Genomic DNA, 22,495 nt, shown 5'->3' on the forward strand with positions numbered 1-22,495 from the left:
GTGATAATGCACGGGCCACGATGCTCAATCTGTTCGGTGGCTCTCCATGTGCGCGCCTGACCCGCTTCAGGCTTGACTTCGCGCTGACCGGACCAGACATGCGCCCTCGCCCCTGACGGCGACGGGGCGCGTCGAGAGAACCATGGACCCTCATCTCAGAGCACTGGAAGCCGAAGCGATCGCCATCCTGCGCGAGTCCAGGGCCCGCTTCGAGCGGCCCGTGCTCCTCTACTCCATCGGCAAGGATTCATCCGTCCTCTACCACCTGGCGAAGAAGGCCTTTGCGCCGACTCGGCTGCCCATGCCGCTCATGCACGTCGATACCACCTACAAGTTCAGCGAGATGGTGGCGTTCCGCGATGCCCTGGCCGCCCGTGACGGCCTGGATCTCATCGTCACGACCAACACGGATGCGCTCGGCGAGGGCATGAACCCCTTCGACTACGACGCGTCGACCTACACGGCCGCGATGAAGACCGAGCCGCTCCGCAACGCGATCGACGAGCACCGGTTCGACGTCGCGATCGGGGGCGCGCGACGCGACGAGGAGCGCTCGCGCGCGAAGGAGCGCGTCTTCTCCCTGCGCGAACCGGGCCATGTCTGGAACCCCCGCAATCAGCCCCCCGAATTCTTCGGCCTCTACAACACGCTGCTCGAGCCGGGAGCGACCATGCGCTGCTTCCCGCTGTCCAACTGGACCGAGCTCGACGTCTGGCGCTACATCCTGGCCGAGGACATCCCGGTCGTGCCGCTCTATTTCGCCAAGCCCCGGCCGGTGATCCGCCGCAACGGCCAGCTCATCATGGTCGAGGACGACCGGCTGCCGCTGCGTCCGGACGAGACTGTCGAGACGCGCACCATCCGCTTCCGCACCCTCGGCTGCTACCCGCTGACCGCGGCGGTGGAATCCGAGGCGACCGACGTTCCCGCCATCATCCGCGAACTGCTCGAAGCCAGGACCTCCGAACGGATCGGTCGCGTCATCGACCATGTCGGTTCGTCGATGGAGGACAAGAAGCGCGAGGGGTACTTCTGAATGGCATCCGAGCCCGGGCATACCGCCCTTCCCGCGCCGATGCGCCTCCCCCGCCTGCGCTTCATGACCTGCGGGTCCGTCGACGACGGCAAGAGCACGCTGATCGGCCGGCTCCTGATGGAGTCTGGCTCGGTCTTCGAGGATCATCTCGCCGAAGCCCTGCGTGCCGGACCTGGCGGCGGCCTCGACTTCTCCTTCCTCGTCGACGGCCTGAAGGCCGAGCGCGAGCAGGGCATCACCATCGACGTCGCCTATCGCTACTTCAACACGGCGAAACGCGCCTTTCTCATCGCCGACGCCCCGGGACACGAGCAATACACCCGCAACCAGGCGGCGGCGGCCTCGCAGACCCAGCTCGCCGTCGTCCTCGTCTCCGCCGTGGACGGCGTGCAGCGGCAGACGCGCCGCCATATGGCCATCGCGGCGCTCTTCGGCGTCCGCGACATCGTCGTGGCCGTGAACAAGATGGACCTCGCGGGCCGTGAAGCCGGCCCCTTCAACGCGGTCGCCGCGGAGCTGAAGGGCCTCGCGGCAGCCCTCGGATTGAGGACGGTCGCGGTCATCCCGCTGTCGGCGCGCGAAGGGGACAACGTCGTCACTCGCAGCACGGCGATGCCCTGGTACCAGGGCCCGACCCTTCTCGACGTCCTCGAAGGCTTCGAGCCCGCCGCCACCCCGGCGGCGGAACGAACGGTGCTCCCCGTCGCCCTCACCGGTCGCATGGACGGTGGCGGCCGCGTCTCCTTCGGCGAGGTGGCCGGCGGCCGCCTCACGATCGGCCAGAGGCTGCGGTCGCACCAGGGCCACGAGGCCGCGATCACCCGTCTCTGGTCTGCAGGCGTGGAGGTGAGCGGGGCCGGAACCGGCGAGGCGGTGGCGGTGGAGCTCGCCCCCGAACTCGACCTCGGGCGCGGCGCGGTCCTCTCCGACGGCACGGCCATGGCGCTGGCCAAGCAGCTGCGGGCGCGCTTCATCTGGTTGTCGCCCGAGCCGATCCAGCCGCGACGCACCTACGACATCGAGATCGGCACCGCCCGCGGCGCCGTCGCCTTTTCCAGGGTCGAAGGCCGGCTCGACCTCGACGCACTCGGCATCACGGCCCTCGACGACGACCTCGCGGCCAACGACATTGCGGTCGCCCGCCTGCAGCTCGCCACGGCCCTGCCCGCCCTGCCCTTCGCCGAGAACCGCAGGCTCGGGGCGTTCATCATCATCGACCGGACCAGCCGCCGCACCGTGGCCGCGGGCGTGGTCCTCTCGGTCGAGCGGCAGAACCAGGACACGCCCTGGCAGACCATGGTCGTCACCCCGGCGGACCGCGCCCTCTCGCTCGGCCAGTCGCCGCGGGTCGTCTGGCTGACCGGCCTGTCGGGCGCCGGCAAGAGCACCATCGCCGATCTCGTCGACCGCAAGCTCCATGCGCTCGGCCGACACAGCGTCGTTCTCGACGGCGACAATCTGCGTCATGGTCTCACCGCCGATCTCGGCTTTTCCGACGCGGACCGCAGCGAGAACGTTCGGCGGGTCGCCCATGTGGCCGCCCTCATGGCGGATGCCGGGCTCATCGTCGTCGTGTCGCTCATCTCGCCCTTCCGCGCCGACCGCGAGAAGGCCCGCGAGACGGTCGGTCCGGGGCGTTTCATCGAGGTCTTCGTCGACGCCTCGCTGGAGACCTGCCGGGCCCGTGATCCCAAGGGCATGTATGCCCGCGCCCTCGCCGGCAACCTGCCCCGCTTCACCGGCATCGGCGCCGCCTACGAGCGGCCGGAAGCCCCCGATCTTCATCTCGACTCGGAGGGCCGCTCGGCGGAGGACAACGCCGACGCCGTTCTCGAGCGCCTCGGCCTGGCCGCGAAGGCGAGGTAGCAAAAAGGACTTTGGTCCTTATGAAGATTTTATTCCTTGACATTGAGGTTCTGATCGAGCATCCTCGCTCGTCAGGAGATGCACGATGTCGGACGCCACCCCTCGCCTTTCGTTGCCGTTGATCGCCCCCGCCCAGGCGCAGAAGCACATCACTCACAACGAGGCGCTGCTGGCCCTCGACCGGCTCGTCCACCTCACGGCGGCGGACCGGCGGAACGAGCCTTCGGCCGCTCCGGCCGAGGGCGTCCGTCATCTGGTCGGCGATGCACCGACCGGCGCCTTTGCCGGCCACGCGGACGAGGTCGCGACCTTCGAGGCGGGCTTCTGGCGTTTCGAGGCCCCCGCCGCCGGCTGGCTCGCCTGGCTGTCGGAGGAGGACGTCGCGCTGGTCTTCGACGGCACCACCTGGCGCGACCTGAAGCCGCGCCGCGCGGACCGGCTGGGTGTGGGCACGCCCGCCGACAACACCAACCGGCTGGCGGTGGCGAGCCCCGCCGTGCTGTTCACCCATGCCGGCGAGGGCACGCAGGTGAAGGTGAACAAGGCCGCGCCCGCCGATACGGCGAGCCTTCTGTTCCAGACGGGCTGGTCGGGACGGGCGGAGATCGGCACGGCGGGCGACGACAAGCTGCATGTGAAGGTCAGCGCGGACGGCGCCGTCTGGACCGAAGCGCTGGTCGTGGATTCCGCCACCGGCCATGTCGGCATCGGCACCGCCGCCCCCGCGGCGGCGCTGGAGCTGGTGGCGGCGACCGTCTCCCCGGCCCGCGGCATCGTCAACACCCAGATCACCGCCAACGCCGCGGCGGCCCTGGCGGCCTTCCGCAAGGCGCGTGGGACCACGGCGGCCCCGGCCGCCGCCGAGAGCGGAGACTATTGCGGCGCCTTCAACTTCAGCGGCCACGACGGCACCGCCTATCTGACCACGGCCGGCTTCGGCGCCCGGATCACCGGCGCGGTCGCGGCCGGGTCGGTGCCGCAGGACCTGTTCTTCTACGCCACCGGCGGGGCTCCCACGGGCAACCCCTATCTGGACGATCAGGTGCACATGGTCGTCACCGGCACCGGTCGCGTCGGCGTCGGTACGACCGCCCCGCGGGTCACGCTGGAGGTCGACGGCCCGGTCATGTGCAAGAGCTATGCGGTCGCCGGACTGCCGGCCGCCGACGCCGGTGCGGGCCAGATCGTGATGGTCGCGGACGAAAGCGGCGGCCCGGTCCTGGCCTTCTCGGACGGGACGGCCTGGCGGCGGGTGACGGACCGGGCGGTGGTGACGTGAGCAGGCTGCGCCGACGCGACGGTCCGGGCGGCCCGCTCAGCCCTCGCGAGAGTCGCTCGGGCGCAGCCGCAGGCGCAGGTCCTGCGCGAGCCGCTCGGGCTCGCGGTCACGGTCGCGAACGCGGCGGGCGGGAATGCCGGCATTGACGGTCCAGGGCTCAAGATCGCGATTGACGAGCGACAGGGCGCCCACCGTTGCTCCGTCGTTCACCTTGGTCCCCGGAAGGACGATCGTATTGGCTCCGATGACGGCGTGCTCCCCTATGACGATGGGACCATGGATCACCGCCTTGAGATCATCGGGCACGAGGGGTCCGGTCATGGCGCGTCCCGAGAAATCGTCCGTCGAGCTGATCAGCCGCGTCCCTTGTGAGATGCCCGCAAAATTGCTCACGGTGACCTCGCCGGCGCCCAATATGGAAACGCCTGTGGCGATATGAACGAAGCTCCCGATGGTCAGCCGGCTGCCAACGGAGATGACGCAATAGGGATCGATCCGGACATTGTCGCCGATGAAGATCCGGTCGCTGTTGTTGATCACGCAGGTCGCGTGGATACGGACATTGGAGCCGAGCGCACCCCACTCCAGCGCCGCCAGTTCGGCGTCCGAAAGGTAATCTGCGTTGAGCCGGGTCGAACGGGTCATCGCCGCGTGTGCCACTTCAGGAGTTCCGATCGCAGCAGAAGGTCCAGGTCGAGCTCTCCGGCCTCGGGAAGGCTGCGGACATAGTCGGCCTCCCCGATCCGGTTGCGATCGATCCGGGCGCCCCTGAGATAATGAAGAATTCTCACATTCTCTGCCGTGACGCCGTGGAGTGAGGCATGGAGCGGATCATTGGCCGCATTGAACCGGGCATCAAGGAGCTTCGTCTCGATCGCCCCCTGCAGACAGGCGATCGAGAGCGCCAGCTGACAGCGCATGAAGCTCTGCGTGATCCCGCCGAGCCGATCCATGATGGGGTCCATCCGGCCGGCGATGAGATCGAACGCGCGGCGGTTCATCGCGATCACGCCGAGATTGAAATAGGGCGGCGAGAGAGGGAAGCGCCCCGACGTGTCGCAGGAATAGCGTTGCAGCCGGTCAGGCATCGCCAGGCCGAAACGCGCCAGAAGCTCGGGCCAGTATTGTTCGGAGGTCGATGGCGGCAGGGTCGGTCCGTTTTCCTCGGGCGGATAATGCGCCATGTGCCCCGTCACGACGCCGTGGTCGGTGACCCCCGCAAGGGACAGGTCGCCGATCTCGCGCACCAGGACCGTATCCGCATCGCAGAACAGGATGGTCCCGGCGGAGGGCTCGGGTCCCAGGAAACGGCTGTTGGCCGTCCCGTACATGTCATAGCGATCGAAAACCGCGTCGGGGACCCGGTGCCAGAAGACGGGCCAGTCCGTGCTCCAGGCATTCTGCGCCCTCACCGCGTCGAGGTCGCATTTCTCCCCCACATAGATGTGAAGCGGACAGAAACGGTACTGACCGCCAAGCGATCGCAGCCGGAAATTGAAGAACTCCACCTGGGCGAAAAAAGCCGGCCGAGGAGCGATCGGAATACGAAACTCGAAATCCACCAGGCGTGCCTATTCTAATTCAACAAGCCCGCCACAGTACCGACGATCTCGTCGCGAACAACCGGATCATCGCTCGCGCGCACGGGCAGCGCGCACATCCGGCGCGATAGATCCTCCGCCACGGGGCAGATCGCCGTTTGGGAAAGGGCCGGCCACTGCGACAGGCTCGGCCGATAGTAGCGCCGGATCTCGACCCCACCCCGCGCCGCCTCTGCCTCGATCCGGTCGGCGTCGCCCTCGTCGAGCGCCAGGTAGGGAATACATTGCCAGGGCGCGTCGGCCACTCCGCAGGGAAGCGTCTGCCGCAGCCTCCGCGATCGAGCCAGATACTCCGTCGCGTAGGCCTGCCGGTGAGCGACCGCTTCGTCGATCCGGTCGAGCTGGGCAAGGGCCACCGCCGCGTGGAATTCCGACATCTTGCCGTTGAACCCCCAGCGCGCGCCCTCGTGGCCGCGCTGCAGGCCGAAATTGAGCGCTGCACGGAGGTCCGTCTCGCGATCCGCGTGAGCGAAAACGACCCCGCCCTCCCCCGCGCAGAACGTCTTCGTGGCGTGAAGGGAGAAGACCTCAAACACCCCGGGATGGGCGGGGAGCGGCTTGCGCGCGATGCCGAGGCCGGCCGCATTGTCGATGATGACCGGACAACCCTGTTCCCGGCAGAAGGCGATCGCGTCGCTGAAATCGGTCGCCATGCCGAACGGCGCGACCAGCATCACCGCGCCCGGTCTCTCCGAGGCGAAGGCCTGCTCCAGGATATCCCGGGTGACCGCCCATGTCCGCGGATCGACGTCGATGACGCGGGGCGTCAGATTGGCTGCGAACACCGCCCCGGCCGACGCGGGAAAGGTGAAAGCCGGAACGAGAACGTCCCCCGCCTTGCATGAGACGATCAGTGCGGCCGACAGGCCGGCCGTCGCACTGGCCGCCGCAACGCACCGCTCGTCGCGGTGGCCGAACCGGCTGCAGAGGCGTTCCTCGAAGCGGCGCGACAGGGGGCCGAAATTGGAGAAGATACGCCCGTCATAGGCCTCCTGCAGGAAGGCCGCGTAAGCACTGGGCGGTGGCATGACGGGATCGACAAACCGATGTCTGACCATCAGGATCCTCCTTCGACCGGGGCTGGCCGCCCTCAGTCCGTCTCGATGATGGCATCGCCGTTGCGAAGGCTGATCTGGCTGGAGCAGAGAAGGTCGGCGCCGGAATGGCTGACCCGGAACAGGAACGCGTCCACCAGCCGGTGCATGAAGACCGCCTCGTCGTTCTCTACCTTTCCGACACCCGCATTGCAGAAATAGGTGCCGGGTGACAGCAGGTTGCGGAACGGAAAGCGCACCCGCACCCGCTGCCCCGCCCGGTAGGGCTTCCCCTTCCCCAGCAGGGCCGAGCTCTGGCCGAAGAGATGCAGGCCGGAGACGTCCCGGATCGCCATGCCAAAGCCTGCATTGGCCACGTCGTCGAGAAAGTCGACGTCGTAGCAATAGAGATAATCCTGGCCGAAATGGATCACGTTGACGGTGACGCCCTGCGCGTTCTCGATGTGGATGTTCGATATGGTCGCGCCGTTGACCGGATAGGCGACGGTCGACTGGCTGACGAGGTTCGGATCGAACAAATCGGGATCGAGGGTTTCCGCCGGGGGCGGGGTAACGCCCGCCTCGACCTGCTCCGGCGGAGCGGGCGCCTCGCCCCCGACGTGGCCGGCCTTCAGCGCCGCGCGCTCCTGGGCGAGGTCCTCCGGCCGGACCGTCAGCAGCCGCTGATACTGGTTCACCACCGTCTTCGGATCGCCATCCATGAGCTTCTCGCCCCCATCCATGAGGATGGCCCGGTCGCAGAGCTGAACGATGGTCTGGGCGCCGTGGCTGACGAAGAGAATGGTGCCGCCGCGCTCCTTGATGGCCTCGATGCGGGCGAAGCACTTGCGCTGGAAGGCTTCATCCCCCACCGCCAGGGCCTCGTCGACGACGAGAATATCCGGCTCGACCGCGGTGGCCACCGCGAAGGCGAGGCGCACGAACATGCCGGAGGAGTAGGTCTTCACCGGCCGCTCGATGAACTCGCCGATCCCCGCGAAGTCGGCGATCTGGTCGAAGCGGGCGTCCATCTCCTCGCGGCTGAAGCCGAGGATGGCGCCGTTCATGTAGACGTTCTCGCGGCCGGTGAACTCGCCGTTGAAGCCGGCGCCGAGTTCGAGCAGCGCGGCGATGCGGCCCGTCACCTCCACCGTGCCGGAGGTCGGCTGCAGGGTTCCGCAGATCACCTGCAGGAGCGTGGACTTGCCGCAGCCGTTGCGGCCGATGATGCCGACGGTCTCGCCGCGATGGATGTCGAGCGAGATGTCGTGCAGGGCCGGGAACTCGGTGAAGCGCCTGAGCCGCCCCAGCGTCGCCATCTGGATGAGCCGGTCCTCCGGACGCTCGTAGATCCGGTAGACCTTGGAGAGGTTGCGGATGCGGATATCGACTTCAGAGGACATCCGCGAAGCCCTTGCGCGTCTTTTGGAAGAAGGCGAAGCCCAGCCCCGCCACGGCGAGACCGCCGGCCAGCGCCACGAGATAGGACACCACCTCCGGCAACCGCCCGAAGATCATGGCGTCGCGGACGGTCTCGACGCTGTAGGCGATGGGGCTGTAGCTCGCGACCGGACGGATCCATTCCGGCAGCGCCGTGACGGGGTAGAAGATCGGACTGAGGAACATGAGGGCGGTCACGACGGGCGGAATGATCTGTCCGACGTCGCGGACATAGACGCCGAGGGAGGAGAGAAACCAGGCGACGCCGAGCGTGAACAGGCACAGCGGGACGATCAGAAACGGTACGAGGAGCGTCGGCCAGTGAAAGCCGGAACCGATGGTGACCTGGAAGGCGATGAGAACGGCAAATGAAATGCCGGCCTGAAACAGCGCCGACCCCAGCGCGACGACGGCAAGGACGTGGAGCGGGAAGACCACCTTCTTCACCAGATTCGGCTGGGACGTGACGAGCATCGGTGCCCGGCCGAAGACCTCGGAGAAGAGGCTGAAGGCCGTCAAGCCGGCGAACAGGATCAGCGCATACTCGGTCAGGCTCGTCTCGGTCGACCCGCCCCATCGCGCCCGGAAGACGACGGCGAAGACGAAGGTGAAAATGGCCAGCATGAACAGCGGCGTCAAAAACGACCAGAGCACGCCGAGGACCGACCCCCGGTAGCGGGATTCGATCTCGCGAACGATGAGCTGATACGTGATCGAGCCCGGGAAAGCGTTGGACACTACGAAATCCTTCGACGTTGCACGCTCGGACACTCCAGCTCGCCGTCACTCTCGATTGCCCACTTCGGGTCCCTGATCCCGCCGCCGTGCGACGTTCTCAGGCAACCCGGCGTGGTCGGACCGTCTTATGCCGCCTCGCTGGGCACCCGTGCCAGCGCATCCCGCATCCGCTTGCGCAGTTGTTCGAGGGTGAAGTACCGGTCGAAGGTCGAGCGGGCGGCCCGCCCGATGCCGGCCCATTGCCGGCGTGACTGCAGCGCCCTCGACAGGGCGCCCGCCAGGTCGTGGGGCGAACCCGAGGTTGCGACGAAGCCGTTTGCGCCGTCCTTCAGATAGGCGGCCAGACCCACCTCCGGCCCGAGGACGACGACCTTGCCGAGCGCCATCGCTTCCGCGCCGACCAGCGAGAACGGCTCGTCCCGCGAGGGAATGAGGAGGATGTCGGCGGCGCCGATCTCCTCCAGCGCACCCTCCGGCGACAAGGCTCCGACGAACGTCACGTCGGGCCTTCCACCGGCCAGCCGCAGAATTTCCTTGTGAAAATGCGGATCCAGCGTTCGTCCGACGATCCTGAGGGCGATGTCTCCGCCATGTTGCTGCCTGACGATGTCGAGGGCTGCGATGGCGAGATCCTGCCCCTTCCGTTCCTCGATCGACCCGACCACGGCGACCACGACGGAATTCGTCTTCTTCCTGCGCGCCGGCTTCGGAGGGGATACGAACAGGCCGATCTCGTTCACTGTGACGTCCGGTCGATAGGGCGCGACGGCGGCCCTCACCCGTTCGCAGGTCGCCCACACCTGCTTGGGCGCCTTGAACACGTTCGCGATCTCCGGGTTCTCGGCACAGATGTCGCTGACGAGCCGCGACTCGTGGATGTACCAGTAGGTTTCGACCTCGGCCGCGCATTGCGCCACGATGGGCCAGGCGACCACCGTGTTGGCGACCATCGCGTCGAAGTTGCGGACGAAGGCATGGACCGACGGATGCCCGCTCAGGATGAGCTGATCGATGATGACGAACACGCCGTTGGCCCGCAGCTTGGCGGCGTAGGGGCCGTCGGCCGGGCTGACGGCCACGACGAAATGCCCCTCCTGGACCAGTGCCACGGCCACCTCGAAGAGCACCCTCGGAGCACCGCTGTTGGTCAGGTCGTGGAACACGAGGAGAATGTCCCGTCCATCCGCGCGCGTGCGCGGCTCGGCCCCCACCGGCGGCAGAAGCTGATAGTCCTGCTGCGAGTCGTGGTAGAGGATCCCCGCCATCTGCGGATGGAAGAACGGATCGTATGAGATGAACTCGGGCCACTTCTTGAGGGTCTTGATGTCGACCTTCGTCTTCGGCTTGGGTTTGCTGGCACCGGCCTTTTTGGTTTCCCCGATCGACACGTGACCGATGTGGAAGAGTTCGGCGTGCGGGGTGTAGACGCAGGCCAGGCCCGCCGCGCGAACCTTGAAGCAGAGGTCCCCGTCCGAATGGGCGATGGGGAAATCGATGCCGTCGAAGCCTCCGATGTCCCAAAAGACCTCTTTGCGCATGGCCAGACACGCGCCGCAGATATTGGACACCTGGCGGACGGACTGGATGAAGTTGAAATAGGCCGACGAGTCGCCGTTGAGCACGTGAAAAGCCGTGCCGAAGAGGCCGCGCACACCCGTGACCATCCCGGCGTGCTGGATCGTGTGGTTTTCGTAAAGCAGCTTCGGCCCGACCGCGCCCACCTCGGGATCGACGACGTAGTCCAGAAGCGACTCGACCCAGTCTGCGGTCTTCACCCTGACGTCATCGTTGTAGAAGACGTAGACGTCGGCATCGGTGGCCTCGGCTCCGCGATTGCACTTGTCCGAGAAGTTGAACGGCAGGTCGTAAGGGACGAATTTGACCGGCGCGGCGGCATCGACTCTCGCCTGCAGCTTGCGGATGTCGGGAGAGTTCGTCACGACGACGATCTCGTAAGCCGCATAGGTCGTTCCCGAACGGATCGACGCGATGGACGCGACGATCCGTTCGACATTGTCCGACGGGATGATGATGCCGACCTTCTGGTGCATGAGCGAACGGTCGCGGACGACCCGATTGGCAGCGGGCAGCGCGACGGCGGACCCCGCCCAGCCGCGCCGGTTCATCGCATCCTGCAAAGCCGCGATATTGGTGATCCGGGCATGCGGCTTGCCCCCGCTGGCCGCAGACTGCGGGATCATGCGCCAGCCGTAGAGGACCTTCTGAAGGTGGATGATGGCGTTGTGAGCTTCGGTCACCCGCAGGGCGAGGTCGTAATCCTGGGACAGGTCATAGTCCGACCGGAAGCCGCCGATGTTCCGGACGATCTCGGTCCGATACAGGGTCAGGTGACCGATATACATCGAATTGTGCAGCAGGAAGGGGTCCCAGTCCGGCTTGACGAAGACGTCCTGAACCACGTCGTTCTCGTCGATCTTGCACTCGTCGGAATAGATCACGTCGGTGCCCGGAGCATCGATCAGCGTGCGCGCGAAGCACTCCAGCGCGTCGCAGGTCAGCAGGTCGTCATGATCCAGAAGGCAGAAATAGCGGCTCTCGATCATCGAAAGCGCCATGTTCGACGCGCCGGCGATACCGAGATTCTTCGACGCGAAGGACACCTTGATCCGGCTGTCCCGGGCGGCGTAGTCCGCCAGCGCCGCCGCGATGTCCTCGTCCTGGGAGAAGTCGTCGACGATGCACAGTTCCCAGTTCCCGTGCGTCTGGTTGATGACGCTGTCGATGGTCCTGCGGAGAAATTGGACCGGGACCTTGTACACCGGCATCAGGATGGCGATGCGCTCCCCCTGCCCGGCCGAACCGGGCACGGTGCCGCTGTCCGCCGAGAATCGACGCTGCGCATCCTCCTGCAACATCCGGTAGCGCTGGTTGAGGGGATGATCGCCGTGGGGGGAAGCGATCACCGGCTCCTGGTGAACCGGCGGCGGTGCCGGTGCCACCGACCCCGGATCGTTGGCCGCCGCCGGAGCTCCCTGGTGAATCCGCCGCAGTTGTGCCCGCGCCCTCGCCAGCGCGCCGCGCGGACCGAGTTCCGTCACCTTGCGGGTGAGCAGGCCCATCGCGGAACCGGCGCCACCGACCTCCTGCACCAGGGACGAAGTGCCGCTGACGGCACGCGCCCCGCGGTCGACGAAGGATTTGATCGCGCGCAGAGGCTTCGTCAGTTTCCACGACGTTGAGGTCTCGTAAGCTCGTCCCATCGCCTCGGTTTCCGTCCGCAGCAATCCGAGCTGAGCAGTGAGCCTGTTCACCTCATCGTCCCGCAGGCGCGACACGGCCTGAAGCCCGTCGAGCGCCGCACGCATTGCCGCGAGTTCAGCCGCAACGGCGTGGCTCCTCTGTTGTTCCCGCGCCAGTTCCACCGCGGCCTTCTCTTGCACGGCGTCCCGCACCTGCCTCTCGTCCGCGAGCGCGGTCTCGAATTCCAGCCTCAACCGCGCCTGGGCGTCATGCGCCTCCCTCGTCAGGGTCTCGATCAGCTCCGACAGCCTCGCAATGTCCTCCACCTTCGCGTCACGGTCGCTCGACAGCGCCTCGATCGCCGCAGCATGGGCCGCGGCATCGGCCGTCCGCGCCTCGCGCTCGCTGTCCAGCAGCGTCTCGAGGTCGCGGCGCACGATCGCCAAGGCCTCTTCGGCACTCGCCCGCGTCGTGTCGAGCAAGGTGCTGATGCTTGCGACCTCGGCGGCCTTCGCGTCCCGCTCCGCCTCCAGTGCAGCGAGACTGGCCGCATAGGCTGCAGCTTCGGCCGCGCGGGCCTGACGCTCGCTGTCGAGGATGCTCTCATAGTCCTGACGCAGAGCCGCCTCGGTCCTGGAAGCCTCCGCCGGCATCGCCTCGATGACCTCCGTGAGGCGGGCCACCTCCTCGATCTTGGCGTCGCGCTCGGCGACCAGCGCCAGGATGGCAGCCTCTCGCGCCTCGGCTTCGGCGGCGCGGGCCTGGCGCTCGGCATCGATGGCCGCGGTCATTTCGGCGCGGATCGCGGCCTCCACCTGCTCGGCTCCGGCGCGCGTCGTGTCGACGAGAACCGTGAGACGCTCGACCTCCTCCACCTTGGCGGCCTGGTGCTCCTGCAGCGCCTGCAGCGCCGCCTGCGCCTGGTGCTCCCGCGACGCGACACCGTCCAGTTCTTGCCTCAGCTCGGCGGCGGCCCGGGCAGCGGCTTCGCGCTCGACCCGCAGCATCGCCTCCGCTTCGCTGTAGGCCACCTCGATCTCGGCCAGTGCGCCGCCGAAGAACCGGGCCGCGTCGTCGAAGCGGTCCCTGATCGTGTCGAGCGTCGCGCGCGCACTGTTCGAGGCGGGATTGCGCGCCAGTTCGCGCAGCGCCTCATAGGCCTCGATGATCCAGGCGTGCAGTTGGGGATGGGTGACGAGTTCAGCTTCCGGCACGCTCTCGTGTTTGAGGTCCCGGGCCAGAAAGCGGTCGACCTCGATCGCCGAGAGATCCGTCATCGCCGGCCAGCGGGTCCCCAGAGAGGTCTCGAGGCGCATGGCTACGGCGCGCCAGTCCTTGAGCAGCGCCGGCCATTCGAACACGCCCCGCGGCAAATCGCGGCTCGTCGCCTCCGCGTCGAGCACGTGCCGCAGCCAGAGCAGCAAGCCCTTCTGGATGGGAAAGCCGTCACGGGTACGATGGGACTGCGCGACCTCCAGGGGCGACCGGAGGGGCAGCACGATCTTTGCCTCGATTCCCTCTTCCTCGAAGACCTCGAGCCAGAATCGCGCGAATCGGCAGATGCGCGGATCCTTCAACACGAAGACGGGCGAACGCCCGAACTCCTCTTTCAGCAAAACCTTGGCGCGCACCTTGAACGCATCGGCCAGGGGGGTGTCGAACCAATCCGCCCGGAACGGCCGCCAGTCGTCCCAGCGGCTGCCGGCGCTCGCCAGCAGCTCGTCGTGAAACGCGGCGAGGACCTCCGATTCCCAATGTCCCTTGGGATTGTCGTGCTTGCCCTGCATAAGGGTTTTCGGCGGCGACACGCCGAGCTTGACCAGCGTCCCCGACAGGGATGACGTGCCGCTGCGATGCATGCCGAGCACGAGAATCCCTTGGCGCTTCGCCCGCGTGCCCGTGGTCGAACGAGATGACGGCGGTTTTTGCAATCTGTTCACCATGGGTTTCGTCTAGCGAACGCAGGCTGTCGCTTCAAGCGCGGCTGCAGCGCGGGAGATGGCCACGACGAGGAACGAGCGTCCCATGCGTTCTGATCCATACCTCTCCGTGAGGGGCCGACCCGAACACCGTCGGAGACCGTCACAAACATGGAACTCTCATGAAGTACGGCAGTTTAGACCGGCAGAAATGCTTCCCACACCCCACCCGGTGACGGTGATCGGCACGAGCGTCACGCCTTTTCTGGCGCTACGCAACGTCAGGTGTTTGTCTTTAGCCGGGAGCCGACGAAATTCCGGCCGGCTTGTTTCCCCTAGAGCGTTGCTCGTCAGCAACACGGACAGCAAGACCCCCTCGCCCTCGGGGGCGCAGCGCCCGGTTTTGTCTAAAAATACTTGCCGGCCGATCCCGGGCAATTCTATAGGACTGGCAGGAAGGAGCCACTATCGATGCATCGCGTGATGATCACAGGAGGAGCCGGGTTCATCGGTTCCGCCACCTGCCGCCATCTGGTCTCCGCCGGCGTCGACGTGCTCAATCTCGACAAGCTGACCTACGCAGGCAATCTGGCCTCGCTCCGACCGATCGAGAACGCGCCGAACTACCGCTTCGCCCGGGTGGACATCTGCGACCGCGGCGCCGTCACCGAGGCCTTCGAATCCTTCCAGCCCACCCGCGTCATCCATCTCGCCGCCGAAAGCCATGTCGACCGGTCGATCAGCGCCTCGGGGGATTTCATCGACACCAACATCGTCGGCACCTTCGTGATGCTGGAGGCCGCCCGGCGCTACTGGTCCGGCCTGCCGGCGGAGCGCGGCGAGGCCTTCCGCTTCCTGCACGTCTCGACCGACGAGGTCTACGGCTCCCTCGGCGAGGAGGGCCTGTTCACCGAGACGACGCCCTATGATCCCTCCTCGCCCTATTCCGCCTCCAAGGCGGCGGCCGATCATCTCGTCTCGGCCTGGGCGCGCACCTACGGGTTTCCCGGCCTCATCTCCAACTGCTCGAACAATTACGGGCCCTTCCACTTTCCCGAGAAGCTGATTCCGCTCGTCATCCTCAACGCCCTCCACGGCAAGCCGCTGCCGGTCTACGGCAAGGGCGACAACATCCGCGACTGGCTCTTCGTCGACGACCACGCCCGCGCCCTGGACCTGATCGTCAACCGCGGCCGGATCGGCGAGAAATACAATGTCGGCGGCCGCAACGAGCGGCGCAACATCGACGTGGTTCGCACCATCTGCGCCATCCTCGACCGCCTCGCCCCCAAGGCCGAACCACACGCCTCGCTGATCACCTTCGTGACGGACCGGCCCGGCCACGACCAGCGCTATGCGATCGACGCCGGCAAGCTCGAAGCCGAGCTCGGATGGCGCGCCGAGGAAACCTTCGACACCGGCATCGAGAAGACGGTGCGCTGGTATCTCGACAACGAGTGGTGGTGGCGCCCCCTGCGCGACAAGGTCTATGCGGGCGAACGCCTCGGCCTCCTCGCCCCTGCCGGAGCCTGAGATGCGCCTCCTCGTCACCGGCCTCAAGGGCCAGGTCGTGTCCGCCCTGATGGAGCGCGCCGCGGACGATCCCGCGCTGACCGTTCTCACCCTCGGCCGTCCGGAGCTCGATCTCGCCGCGCCCGGCGACCTCTCGGTCGCCTTCCGCCGCCTGGAGCCGGACGCCGTCGTCAGCGCCGCTGCCTACACCGCGGTGGACGCCGCCGAAACCGAGCAGGACCTCGCCTTCCGCATCAACCGGGACGGGGCCGGCGCGGTGGCCGCGGCCGCTGCGGCGCTCGGCGTTCCGGTGGTGCACCTCTCCACCGACTACGTCTTCGACGGGACGAAGGCGACGCCCTATGTCGAGACCGATCCCGTCGGCCCCACCAGCGTCTACGGCCGCTCCAAGCAGATGGGCGAGGAGGCGGTCGCCGCCGCCGCTCCCGACCACGCCATTCTCAGGACGGCCTGGGTCTATGCCGCCGAGGGCAAGAACTTCCTGCGCACCATGCTGCGCCTCGCCGCGACCCGTCCGGAGATTGCCGTCGTCGCCGACCAGCAGGGCACGCCCACCTATGCACCCGACATCGCCGACGCCGTGGTGGGCGTGACGCGGAACCTGCTGGCCGAGCCAAAAAACCCCGCTCTGCGCGGCGTGTTCCACATGAGCGGCGCGGGCGAAACCACCTGGGCCGGCTTCGCCGAGGCGATCTTCCGCGAATCCGCCGCGCGCGGCGGCCCTTCCGCAGCCGTCCGGCCGATCACCACGGCCGACTATCCGACGCCCGCCCGGCGCCCCGCCAATTCCCGCCTCGACTGCAGCCGCCTTCGCGGCATGCACGGGATCACCATGCCGACCTGGACCGATGCGCTGGCCCGCTGCATGGACAGACTGCAACAGCAAGGAACGCTCACGTCATGAAAGGCATCATCCTGGCCGGCGGCAGCGGCACACGCCTGCACCCGATCACGCTCGGCGTCTCCAAGCAGCTCGTGCCGGTCTACGACAAGCCGATGATCTATTATCCGCTGTCGGTGCTCATGCTGGCCGGCATCGACGACATCCTGATCATTTCGACACCGCACGATCTGCCCGCCTTCCGGCGCCTCCTGGGAACCGGCGAGAGCTGGGGCGTCCGCTTCAGCTATGCCGAGCAGGCGAAGCCGAACGGGCTCGCCCAGGCCTTCGTCATCGGCGAGGATTTCGTCGGCGGCGAGCGTGCCACCCTGGTGCTCGGCGACAACATCTTCTACGGCGCCGGCCTCGGCGACCTGCTCGACAAGGCCATGGAGCGGGAGACCGGGGCCACCGTCTTCGCCTATCACGTCGAGGATCCCGAGCGTTACGGCGTGGTGGCCTTCGATCCTGCGGGCCGGGCCCTGTCCATCGAGGAGAAACCGGCGGCGCCGAAATCGAGCTGGGCGGTGACCGGGCTCTATGTCTACGACAAGGACATCGTCTCCATCGCCAAGGCGGTGAAGCCCTCGGCCCGCGGCGAATACGAGATCACCGACGTGAACCGGGCCTATCTGGAGCGGGGCGACCTGCACGTGCAACGCATGGGCCGCGGCTTCGCCTGGCTCGACACGGGAACGCCCGATTCGCTCACCGACGCCTCCAACTTCGTCCGCACCATCGAGAAGCGGCAGGGCACACGGATCTGTTGTCCCGAGGAGATCGCCTTCGAGAAGGGCTTCATCGACGCGGCCCAGTTGCTCGTGCTCGCCAAGGCCCTCGGCAAGAGCCCTTATGGGCGCTATCTGGAGCGCGTGGTCGAGGAACATCGCTAGGCCGATCGCGCCGTCGACAGCTCGCGTTTTGGATAGAAGGATGCCCGCCCGATGAACATCTCGACGCTCCCCATCGCGGGATTGCTGCTGATCGAGCCGACCAGGATCGGCGACGCCCGCGGCTTCTTCTCGGAGACCTTCCGGCAGGACCGCTTCGAGGCCGCGGCGGGCCCGGTCACCTTCGTCCAGGACAACCAGTCGCTGTCGGCGGCCCGGGGCACCATTCGCGGCCTGCACTACCAGAAGGCGCCGCGCGCCCAGGGCAAGCTCATCCGCGTGGTGCGCGGCGCCATCCTCGACGTCGCCGTCGACATCCGCCGGGGATCACCCACCTTCGGTCAGCACGTGGCGGTGGAGCTCTCCGCCGAGAACTGGCGCCAGCTCTGGGTTCCCGCCGGCTTCCTCCACGGCTTCTGCACCCTCGTCGAGAATACCGAGGTGATCTACAAGGTCACCGACTATTACAGCCGCGATCATGATGCCGGCGTGCGCTGGAACGACCCCGGGATCGGCGTGAACTGGCCGGTGGGCGAGGCGGAAGCGCACCTGTCGGACAAGGACAAGACCGCGCCGCTGCTTCGGGACATCGAGCCCATGGATTGATGAGGCCAGCGCTTCGACCCGGAGCGTCAGCAAGACGCCCGGATCGGGGCATGCGGCATTCAGTGGAGCGGAAGCGCCGTCCAGGGGCTTCCCCCTGGACGGCGTCATCGGTGGCAGATCATCACCTCGCGGCGAGGCCTTCCAGGTCCGCCGTCAGGCGTTGATGAGGAAGTCCGACGTCGACAGGGTGTTGATGTTGCTCAACGCCATCATCGCGATTTTGGCGCCGGCTCCCGTGCCGTCGGCATCCCAGTAGAGAATGCTCGTGCTGGAGTCGAAGATGAACTGCCCAAAATTCTGCGTGGCAGCGGTGCCCAGCACGAGCCGGTTGGCGGCGAGCGCGCCTCCCGCCAGCCCGCCTCCGAACCCGGAGGCTGAAAACTGGAGCGTGTCCAGGCCCCGCTGGAAATCGGAGATCGTGTCGCCGGCGTCCCCGGCATTGGCGAAACGGAACTGGTCGGCCCCCGCACCGCCCGTGAGATAATCGCCGCCGCCACGCCCGTAGATGACGTCGTTGCCGTCGGCGCCGAAGATGGCATTGCCGAGATTGTTGCCGAGAAGAACGTCGTCGAAACCGGACCCCACGAGACCTTCGATGTCGATCAACTGATCGCCGGCCGCATCCCCGAGGTTGATGGCGGGGTTGTTCATGTCCACCTGGACCGCAGCGCCGGCGTCGAGATAGGAGGCGTAGTCGAAGCCGGCACCGCCATCCAGCCAGTCTGAGCCGGCGCCTCCGAACAGCGTGTCCGCTCCCGCGCCGCCGTACAGCACGTCCGCCCCACCCCGGCCGAACAGGACGTCGTTGCCGTCCTGACCGTAGAGGAAGTTCCGCCCGTTGTTGCCGCAGAGCGCGTCGTCGAAACTGGAGCCGAAGATGTTTTCGATGCTGATCAGCTGATCGCCTGCCGCTTCGCCCGTCTGGATGCTGGCGTTCAGCATGTCCACGACCACGCCGCTGCCGGCCTCCTGGTAAGACACCGTGTCGGTATCGGTGCCGCCGTCCAGCCAGTCGGCGCCGAGGCCGCCCAGCAGCAGGTCGTCGCCCGCCCCTCCATAAAGCACGTCGTCGCCCGCGCGGCCGAACAACTGGTCGTTGCCTCCCAAGCCCTCAAGGAAGTTGCGACCGGAATTTCCGACCAGCGCATCGCCCACACCGGAGACATTGGTACCGAGCAGGTTCTCGATGGAGGAATATGTGTCGCCCGCGGCGTCGCCGGTATTGATCGAGGAATCCGCCAGATTGGCAACGACGCGCGACGTCGACGTCGCGTACGAGGCCGTATCGGATCCGCCGCCCCCGATGAGAGTGTCTGCGCCCGCGCCGCCCGTCAGCGTATTATCGGCAGCGTTCCCGGTAATCGTGTCGTTACCCGACCCGCCGATGGCATTCTCGATGAGAGAGCGCACGTCGCCATTGTATTGCAGGGCGTTGAACACGTTCCCGCGGGCATAGTTGCCCTGCCCGAGATGCGCGCGCTGGGTGGTCGACATCAACGACCAGGAGCCCGGCGTGAGGTCGATGGTCTGGTTGCCCGTGTAGTTCGAGAAGTCGTAGGTGTCGATGCCGCCACCGTCCCAGATCGTCAGGAAGACGCGGTTGCCTCCCGGAGCCCCCTGACCGACACCATTGATGAACATCTGTCCGGTGGTGGCCGAGAACGTGTAGACGGTGTTGGTGTTGTTGGTGGTGAAATCGGCGCCGTACATCACCTGGAGCGCGGCGATGTCGTACATCATCAACGACTGGGCGAAGCCCCACTGCTCGTTCTGATAGCCTGGATTGGCGACCGTGTCCTGTCCGACGTACGACCTGTACGTCATCACGGAAAATTCCATGCTGTCACGATCGGCCGACATGGCGGTGTTGCCCGGCCCTCCCGTCTGGTGCCCGTGCTTGAGCCCCATATTGTGACCGTATTCGTGAATATAGGTCGTCCAGGCATACCCACCCTTGACCGGGTTGGAGTAGGCGTAGCCCGAGCCGAACGATTCATAGGCGTCGCTGTACCAGGAATCGCCCGACAGGCCCGTCCCCGGACCGGACGGGTAGTAGGCATAGGCCGTATTGAAGTTCGTGGACGGGCTGGCCGTGGACCTGCCGATCGACATGTCGGCCGTGGTGTCGCTGGCGGCCGCCTGGGTGAAGCTCAGGCCGCTCACCGCTCCGAACATCTGGTTCAGGATCTCGGCCGTCGCGGTCGTCATGGCGGCGGTCGGGGCGAGAAACGTGCTGGTTCGCGCGGTATCGCCGTATTGAATGCCTGCGGTCCCGGGATCCGTGTCGTACTGGTCGGCGGACGTGGGGATGCGCCACGTCAGGGCCGTGGTCGTCCACTTGTAGCCGGAAAGGATACCGTCGATGTTGGTGTTGCCGGTGGCGCTTTGAGAGTAGCTTCCCGATGCGGGCTCCGCCGCCGTTCCGCCGGTGGGGTCGCCGATAGTGACGCCCTGCGACACCCCGCCGGTGGGTTGCTGGACGCCCTGCGACACACCGCCGGTGATCCCGCCATAGATGCTCTGCAACATGCCGCCGGTGAGCCCTTTGAACGACACATCGCCCGGGCCGTCTTGCCCCCCGGTATTGGAGTGGACTGTTTTTCCCGTCCAATCCCTAAGCATCGGCCCTGAACAAACGTTGCACATTTGGACTCTCCCCCAGCCAGGACAGGAACATGCCGCAGCGGAATTACATCCACAATATTGGCCCGCTTAAGTTACCGACGTTTGACAGTTCGTCAATGAGGCGCAAAGGTGACGCCGCCGCAGCCATGGCCGGCCTCCACCGTCGATACGCGCTGGCCCTGGGTCTCTGCCTCATCGTGGCGACGCCCTCTCATTCGGGAAACCCACCCTTGACTGGCCCCACCGTTCCCTCGGCTCCCGACAAGGATGATCCCCCGCTGGTCCGCCCAGGCCATTTCGCCGTGCGGGAGGAATTCGAGGCCGCCCGACGCGCGGGGACCCGCGCCGCGCTGGAGTTGTTCATCGCCCGGCACCCCGGCGATCCGCTTGCCGACGAGGCGCGGCGCCTCCTGTCGACCCTCCCGCGGTGATGGGGCCAACATCTTTTGGAAGATAAAGTGATTTCCGGCAGCGGCTGAGACTGCTTATCGGATCACGGCAGATTTCGCCGCCACATTCCGATTCGCCGTGGCCCCGCATAACCGCCAGAACGCAGACGGTCTCGACACGTGACAGACGCAGCCGCTTTCGCCCCCATTCCCTTCATCGATCTTGGCGCCCAGCGCCGCCGGCTCGGTGCCGCCGTCGACGAGGCGATCCTGAAGGTGGTGAACCACGGCGCCTACATCATGGGGCCCGAGGTCTTCGCGCTGGAAAAGGCGCTGACCGGCTTCTGCGGCGCGAAGCATGCGGTGTCCTGCTCCTCCGGCACCGACGCCCTCGCCCTCATCCTGATGGCGAAGGGCGTGAAGCCCGGTGACGCGGTGCTCTGCCCCGCCTTCACCTTCGCCGCCACGGCCGAGGTGGTCGCCTGGCTCGGCGCCAGCCCGGTGTTCGTCGACGTCGACGCGCAGACCTTCAACATCGACCGCGCGTCCCTGGTCCAGGGCCTTGCCACCGCGAAGGCGGCGGGTCTGAACCCCGTCGGCGTCATCGCCGTCGACCTCTTCGGCCAGGCGGCGGATTACGACGCCGTCGAGCCGTTCTGCGCCGAAAACGGCCTCTGGCTTCTCGACGACGCCGCCCAGTCCTTCGGCGGCAGCTACAAGGGCCGCAAGATCGGCACGATCGGCATGGCGACCGCCACCTCCTTCTTCCCCGCCAAGCCGCTCGGCTGCTACGGCGACGGCGGTGCGGTCTTCACCGACGACGACGGCCTCGCCGACATCATCCGCTCTCTGCGCATCCACGGCCAGAACAACGAGGACAAATACGACAACCAGCGCATCGGCATGACCGGCCGCATGGACACGATTCAGGCGGCGGTGCTGATCGAGAAGCTCAAGATCTTCGACGACGAGATCGCGGCGCGCAACGTGGTGGCGGCCCGCTACAACGAGGCGCTCGCCTCACTGGTGGACGTACCCCGCGTCGCCGACGGGCTCGTCTCCGTCTGGGCCCAGTACACGATCCGGCTGCGCGGCCGCGACCGCACGGCCTTCGCCGCAAAGCTGAAGGCGCAGGGCGTTCCCACCGCGATCTATTACCCCCGTCCCCTGCATCAGCAGACCGCCTACCGGCACTATCCGGTCGCCGGCAACGGCCTGCCGGTGTCCGACCGCCTCGCCGGCGACGTGATCAGCCTGCCCATGCATCCCTATCTCGATGCTGCACTGCAGGACCGGGTGGTGGAGAGCGTGCGCGCCGCCCTCGCCTGAGGCCCCGCCCGGACTCGACTGCGACGAAGTCAGCACATTTTCATGGTTGACGGACGGTTGCGATCGCGAGATTGTAACAAAGCTTTTCGCAGTGCAGCACTCGTGACGTGGCGTGTGAGGGGTACGGGC

At 66.8% G+C, this 22,495-nt stretch carries 16 protein-coding genes; 9 read left to right on the forward strand and 7 right to left on the reverse strand.

Translation table 11 applies throughout. The features are described from left to right. The first annotated feature begins 142 nt into the window (after positions 1-142). The 3 genes from cysD (at position 143) to C6569_RS10865 (ending at position 4,181) form a co-directional block, all read left to right on the forward strand. Positions 143-1,036: a sulfate adenylyltransferase subunit CysD gene (gene cysD / locus C6569_RS10855; RefSeq protein ID WP_106748864.1), complete on the forward strand. Its 894-nt coding sequence runs from the start codon at positions 143-145 to the stop codon at positions 1,034-1,036. Continuing rightward, a complete protein-coding gene (cysC, locus tag C6569_RS10860; protein WP_106748865.1) occupies positions 1,037-2,902 on the forward strand; it encodes an adenylyl-sulfate kinase in 1,866 nt (621 codons plus the stop codon). It begins immediately after the preceding gene. An 85-nt stretch (positions 2,903-2,987) separates the two neighbouring features. After that, positions 2,988-4,181 carry a DUF2793 domain-containing protein gene (locus C6569_RS10865; RefSeq protein ID WP_106748866.1) on the forward strand — a complete coding sequence of 398 codons (1,194 nt, stop codon included), beginning with the start codon at positions 2,988-2,990 and terminating at the stop codon, positions 4,179-4,181. A gap of 36 nt (positions 4,182-4,217) precedes the next feature. Here C6569_RS10865 and C6569_RS10870 read toward each other — a convergent pair whose 3' ends face one another. From C6569_RS10870 to C6569_RS10895, 6 genes are all read right to left on the reverse strand, one after another. After that, positions 4,218-4,826: an acyltransferase gene (locus C6569_RS10870; protein ID WP_106748867.1), complete on the reverse strand. Its 609-nt coding sequence runs from the start codon at positions 4,824-4,826 to the stop codon at positions 4,218-4,220. After that, entirely contained in the window at positions 4,823-5,743 is a 921-nt protein-coding gene (locus C6569_RS10875) for a hypothetical protein (RefSeq protein WP_106748868.1), read from the reverse strand. The genes C6569_RS10870 and C6569_RS10875 overlap by 4 nt, the downstream gene beginning before the upstream one ends. Positions 5,744-5,757: 14 nt before the next feature. Beyond that, positions 5,758-6,840, reverse strand: a complete 1,083-nt coding sequence (locus tag C6569_RS10880) for a DegT/DnrJ/EryC1/StrS family aminotransferase (protein ID WP_106748869.1) — start codon at positions 6,838-6,840, stop codon at positions 5,758-5,760. A 32-nt stretch (positions 6,841-6,872) separates the two neighbouring features. Continuing rightward, complete coding sequence (locus C6569_RS10885; RefSeq protein WP_106748870.1) at positions 6,873-8,219, reverse strand: ABC transporter ATP-binding protein; 1,347 nt, start codon at positions 8,217-8,219, stop codon at positions 6,873-6,875. Next, positions 8,209-9,027 carry an ABC transporter permease gene (locus C6569_RS10890; protein ID WP_245898299.1) on the reverse strand — a complete coding sequence of 273 codons (819 nt, stop codon included), beginning with the start codon at positions 9,025-9,027 and terminating at the stop codon, positions 8,209-8,211. The genes C6569_RS10885 and C6569_RS10890 overlap by 11 nt, the downstream gene beginning before the upstream one ends. 92 nt (positions 9,028-9,119) lie before the next feature. Continuing rightward, the gene (locus C6569_RS10895) at positions 9,120-14,138 is read right to left on the reverse strand and encodes a glycosyltransferase (RefSeq protein ID WP_106748872.1); all 5,019 of its coding nucleotides are present in this window, start codon (positions 14,136-14,138) and stop codon (positions 9,120-9,122) included. A 447-nt stretch (positions 14,139-14,585) separates the two neighbouring features. Here C6569_RS10895 and rfbB point away from each other — a divergent pair, with 447 nt between their 5' ends. The 4 genes from rfbB to rfbC are packed head-to-tail and all read left to right on the forward strand — an operon-like array spanning position 14,586 to position 18,023. Beyond that, on the forward strand, positions 14,586-15,647 hold the full coding sequence (gene rfbB, locus C6569_RS10900; RefSeq protein ID WP_106748873.1) for a dTDP-glucose 4,6-dehydratase: 1,062 nt from the start codon (positions 14,586-14,588) through the stop codon (positions 15,645-15,647). Between the two features lies 1 nt (position 15,648). Next, on the forward strand, positions 15,649-16,551 hold the full coding sequence (gene rfbD / locus C6569_RS10905) for a dTDP-4-dehydrorhamnose reductase (protein ID WP_106750997.1): 903 nt from the start codon (positions 15,649-15,651) through the stop codon (positions 16,549-16,551). After that, a complete protein-coding gene (gene rfbA / locus C6569_RS10910) occupies positions 16,548-17,420 on the forward strand; it encodes a glucose-1-phosphate thymidylyltransferase RfbA (protein ID WP_106748874.1) in 873 nt (290 codons plus the stop codon). The genes rfbD and rfbA overlap by 4 nt, the downstream gene beginning before the upstream one ends. 51 nt (positions 17,421-17,471) lie before the next feature. Continuing rightward, complete coding sequence (gene rfbC / locus C6569_RS10915) at positions 17,472-18,023, forward strand: dTDP-4-dehydrorhamnose 3,5-epimerase (RefSeq protein ID WP_106748875.1); 552 nt, start codon at positions 17,472-17,474, stop codon at positions 18,021-18,023. Positions 18,024-18,176: 153 nt separating this feature from the next. Here the strand turns inward: rfbC and C6569_RS10920 are convergent, their stop codons facing one another. Beyond that, a complete protein-coding gene (locus C6569_RS10920; protein WP_106748876.1) occupies positions 18,177-20,669 on the reverse strand; it encodes a M10 family metallopeptidase in 2,493 nt (830 codons plus the stop codon). Between the two features lie 29 nt (positions 20,670-20,698). On the opposite strand from C6569_RS10920, the gene C6569_RS10925 reads away from it, so the two are divergent. Further along, on the forward strand, positions 20,699-21,079 hold the full coding sequence (locus C6569_RS10925) for a hypothetical protein (RefSeq protein ID WP_146144780.1): 381 nt from the start codon (positions 20,699-20,701) through the stop codon (positions 21,077-21,079). Between the two features lie 138 nt (positions 21,080-21,217). Beyond that, a complete protein-coding gene (locus tag C6569_RS10930; protein WP_106748878.1) occupies positions 21,218-22,366 on the forward strand; it encodes a DegT/DnrJ/EryC1/StrS family aminotransferase in 1,149 nt (382 codons plus the stop codon). The last annotated feature ends 129 nt before the right edge of the window (positions 22,367-22,495 follow it).

This window comes from Phreatobacter cathodiphilus (assembly GCF_003008515.1).
Taxonomy (GTDB): domain Bacteria; phylum Pseudomonadota; class Alphaproteobacteria; order Rhizobiales; family Phreatobacteraceae; genus Phreatobacter; species Phreatobacter cathodiphilus.

Bases quoted from the DNA above. Each gene is read 5' to 3' on its own strand.
- C6569_RS10870 (WP_106748867.1), bottom strand. From the start codon at position 4,826: ATGACCCGTTCGACCCGGCTCAACGCAGATTACCTTTCGGACGCCGAA.
- C6569_RS10885 (WP_106748870.1), bottom strand. From the start codon at position 8,219: ATGTCCTCTGAAGTCGATATCCGCATCCGCAACCTCTCCAAGGTCTAC.
- C6569_RS10895 (WP_106748872.1), bottom strand. From the start codon at position 14,138: ATGGTGAACAGATTGCAAAAACCGCCGTCATCTCGTTCGACCACGGGC.
- C6569_RS10925 (WP_146144780.1), top strand. From the start codon at position 20,699: ATGCCGCAGCGGAATTACATCCACAATATTGGCCCGCTTAAGTTACCG.
- C6569_RS10920 (WP_106748876.1), bottom strand. From the start codon at position 20,669: ATGTGCAACGTTTGTTCAGGGCCGATGCTTAGGGATTGGACGGGAAAA.
- cysC (WP_106748865.1), top strand. From the start codon at position 1,037: ATGGCATCCGAGCCCGGGCATACCGCCCTTCCCGCGCCGATGCGCCTC.
- rfbD (WP_106750997.1), top strand. From the start codon at position 15,649: ATGCGCCTCCTCGTCACCGGCCTCAAGGGCCAGGTCGTGTCCGCCCTG.
- cysD (WP_106748864.1), top strand. From the start codon at position 143: ATGGACCCTCATCTCAGAGCACTGGAAGCCGAAGCGATCGCCATCCTG.
- rfbA (WP_106748874.1), top strand. From the start codon at position 16,548: ATGAAAGGCATCATCCTGGCCGGCGGCAGCGGCACACGCCTGCACCCG.
- rfbB (WP_106748873.1), top strand. From the start codon at position 14,586: ATGCATCGCGTGATGATCACAGGAGGAGCCGGGTTCATCGGTTCCGCC.
- C6569_RS10865 (WP_106748866.1), top strand. From the start codon at position 2,988: ATGTCGGACGCCACCCCTCGCCTTTCGTTGCCGTTGATCGCCCCCGCC.
- rfbC (WP_106748875.1), top strand. From the start codon at position 17,472: ATGAACATCTCGACGCTCCCCATCGCGGGATTGCTGCTGATCGAGCCG.
- C6569_RS10880 (WP_106748869.1), bottom strand. From the start codon at position 6,840: ATGGTCAGACATCGGTTTGTCGATCCCGTCATGCCACCGCCCAGTGCT.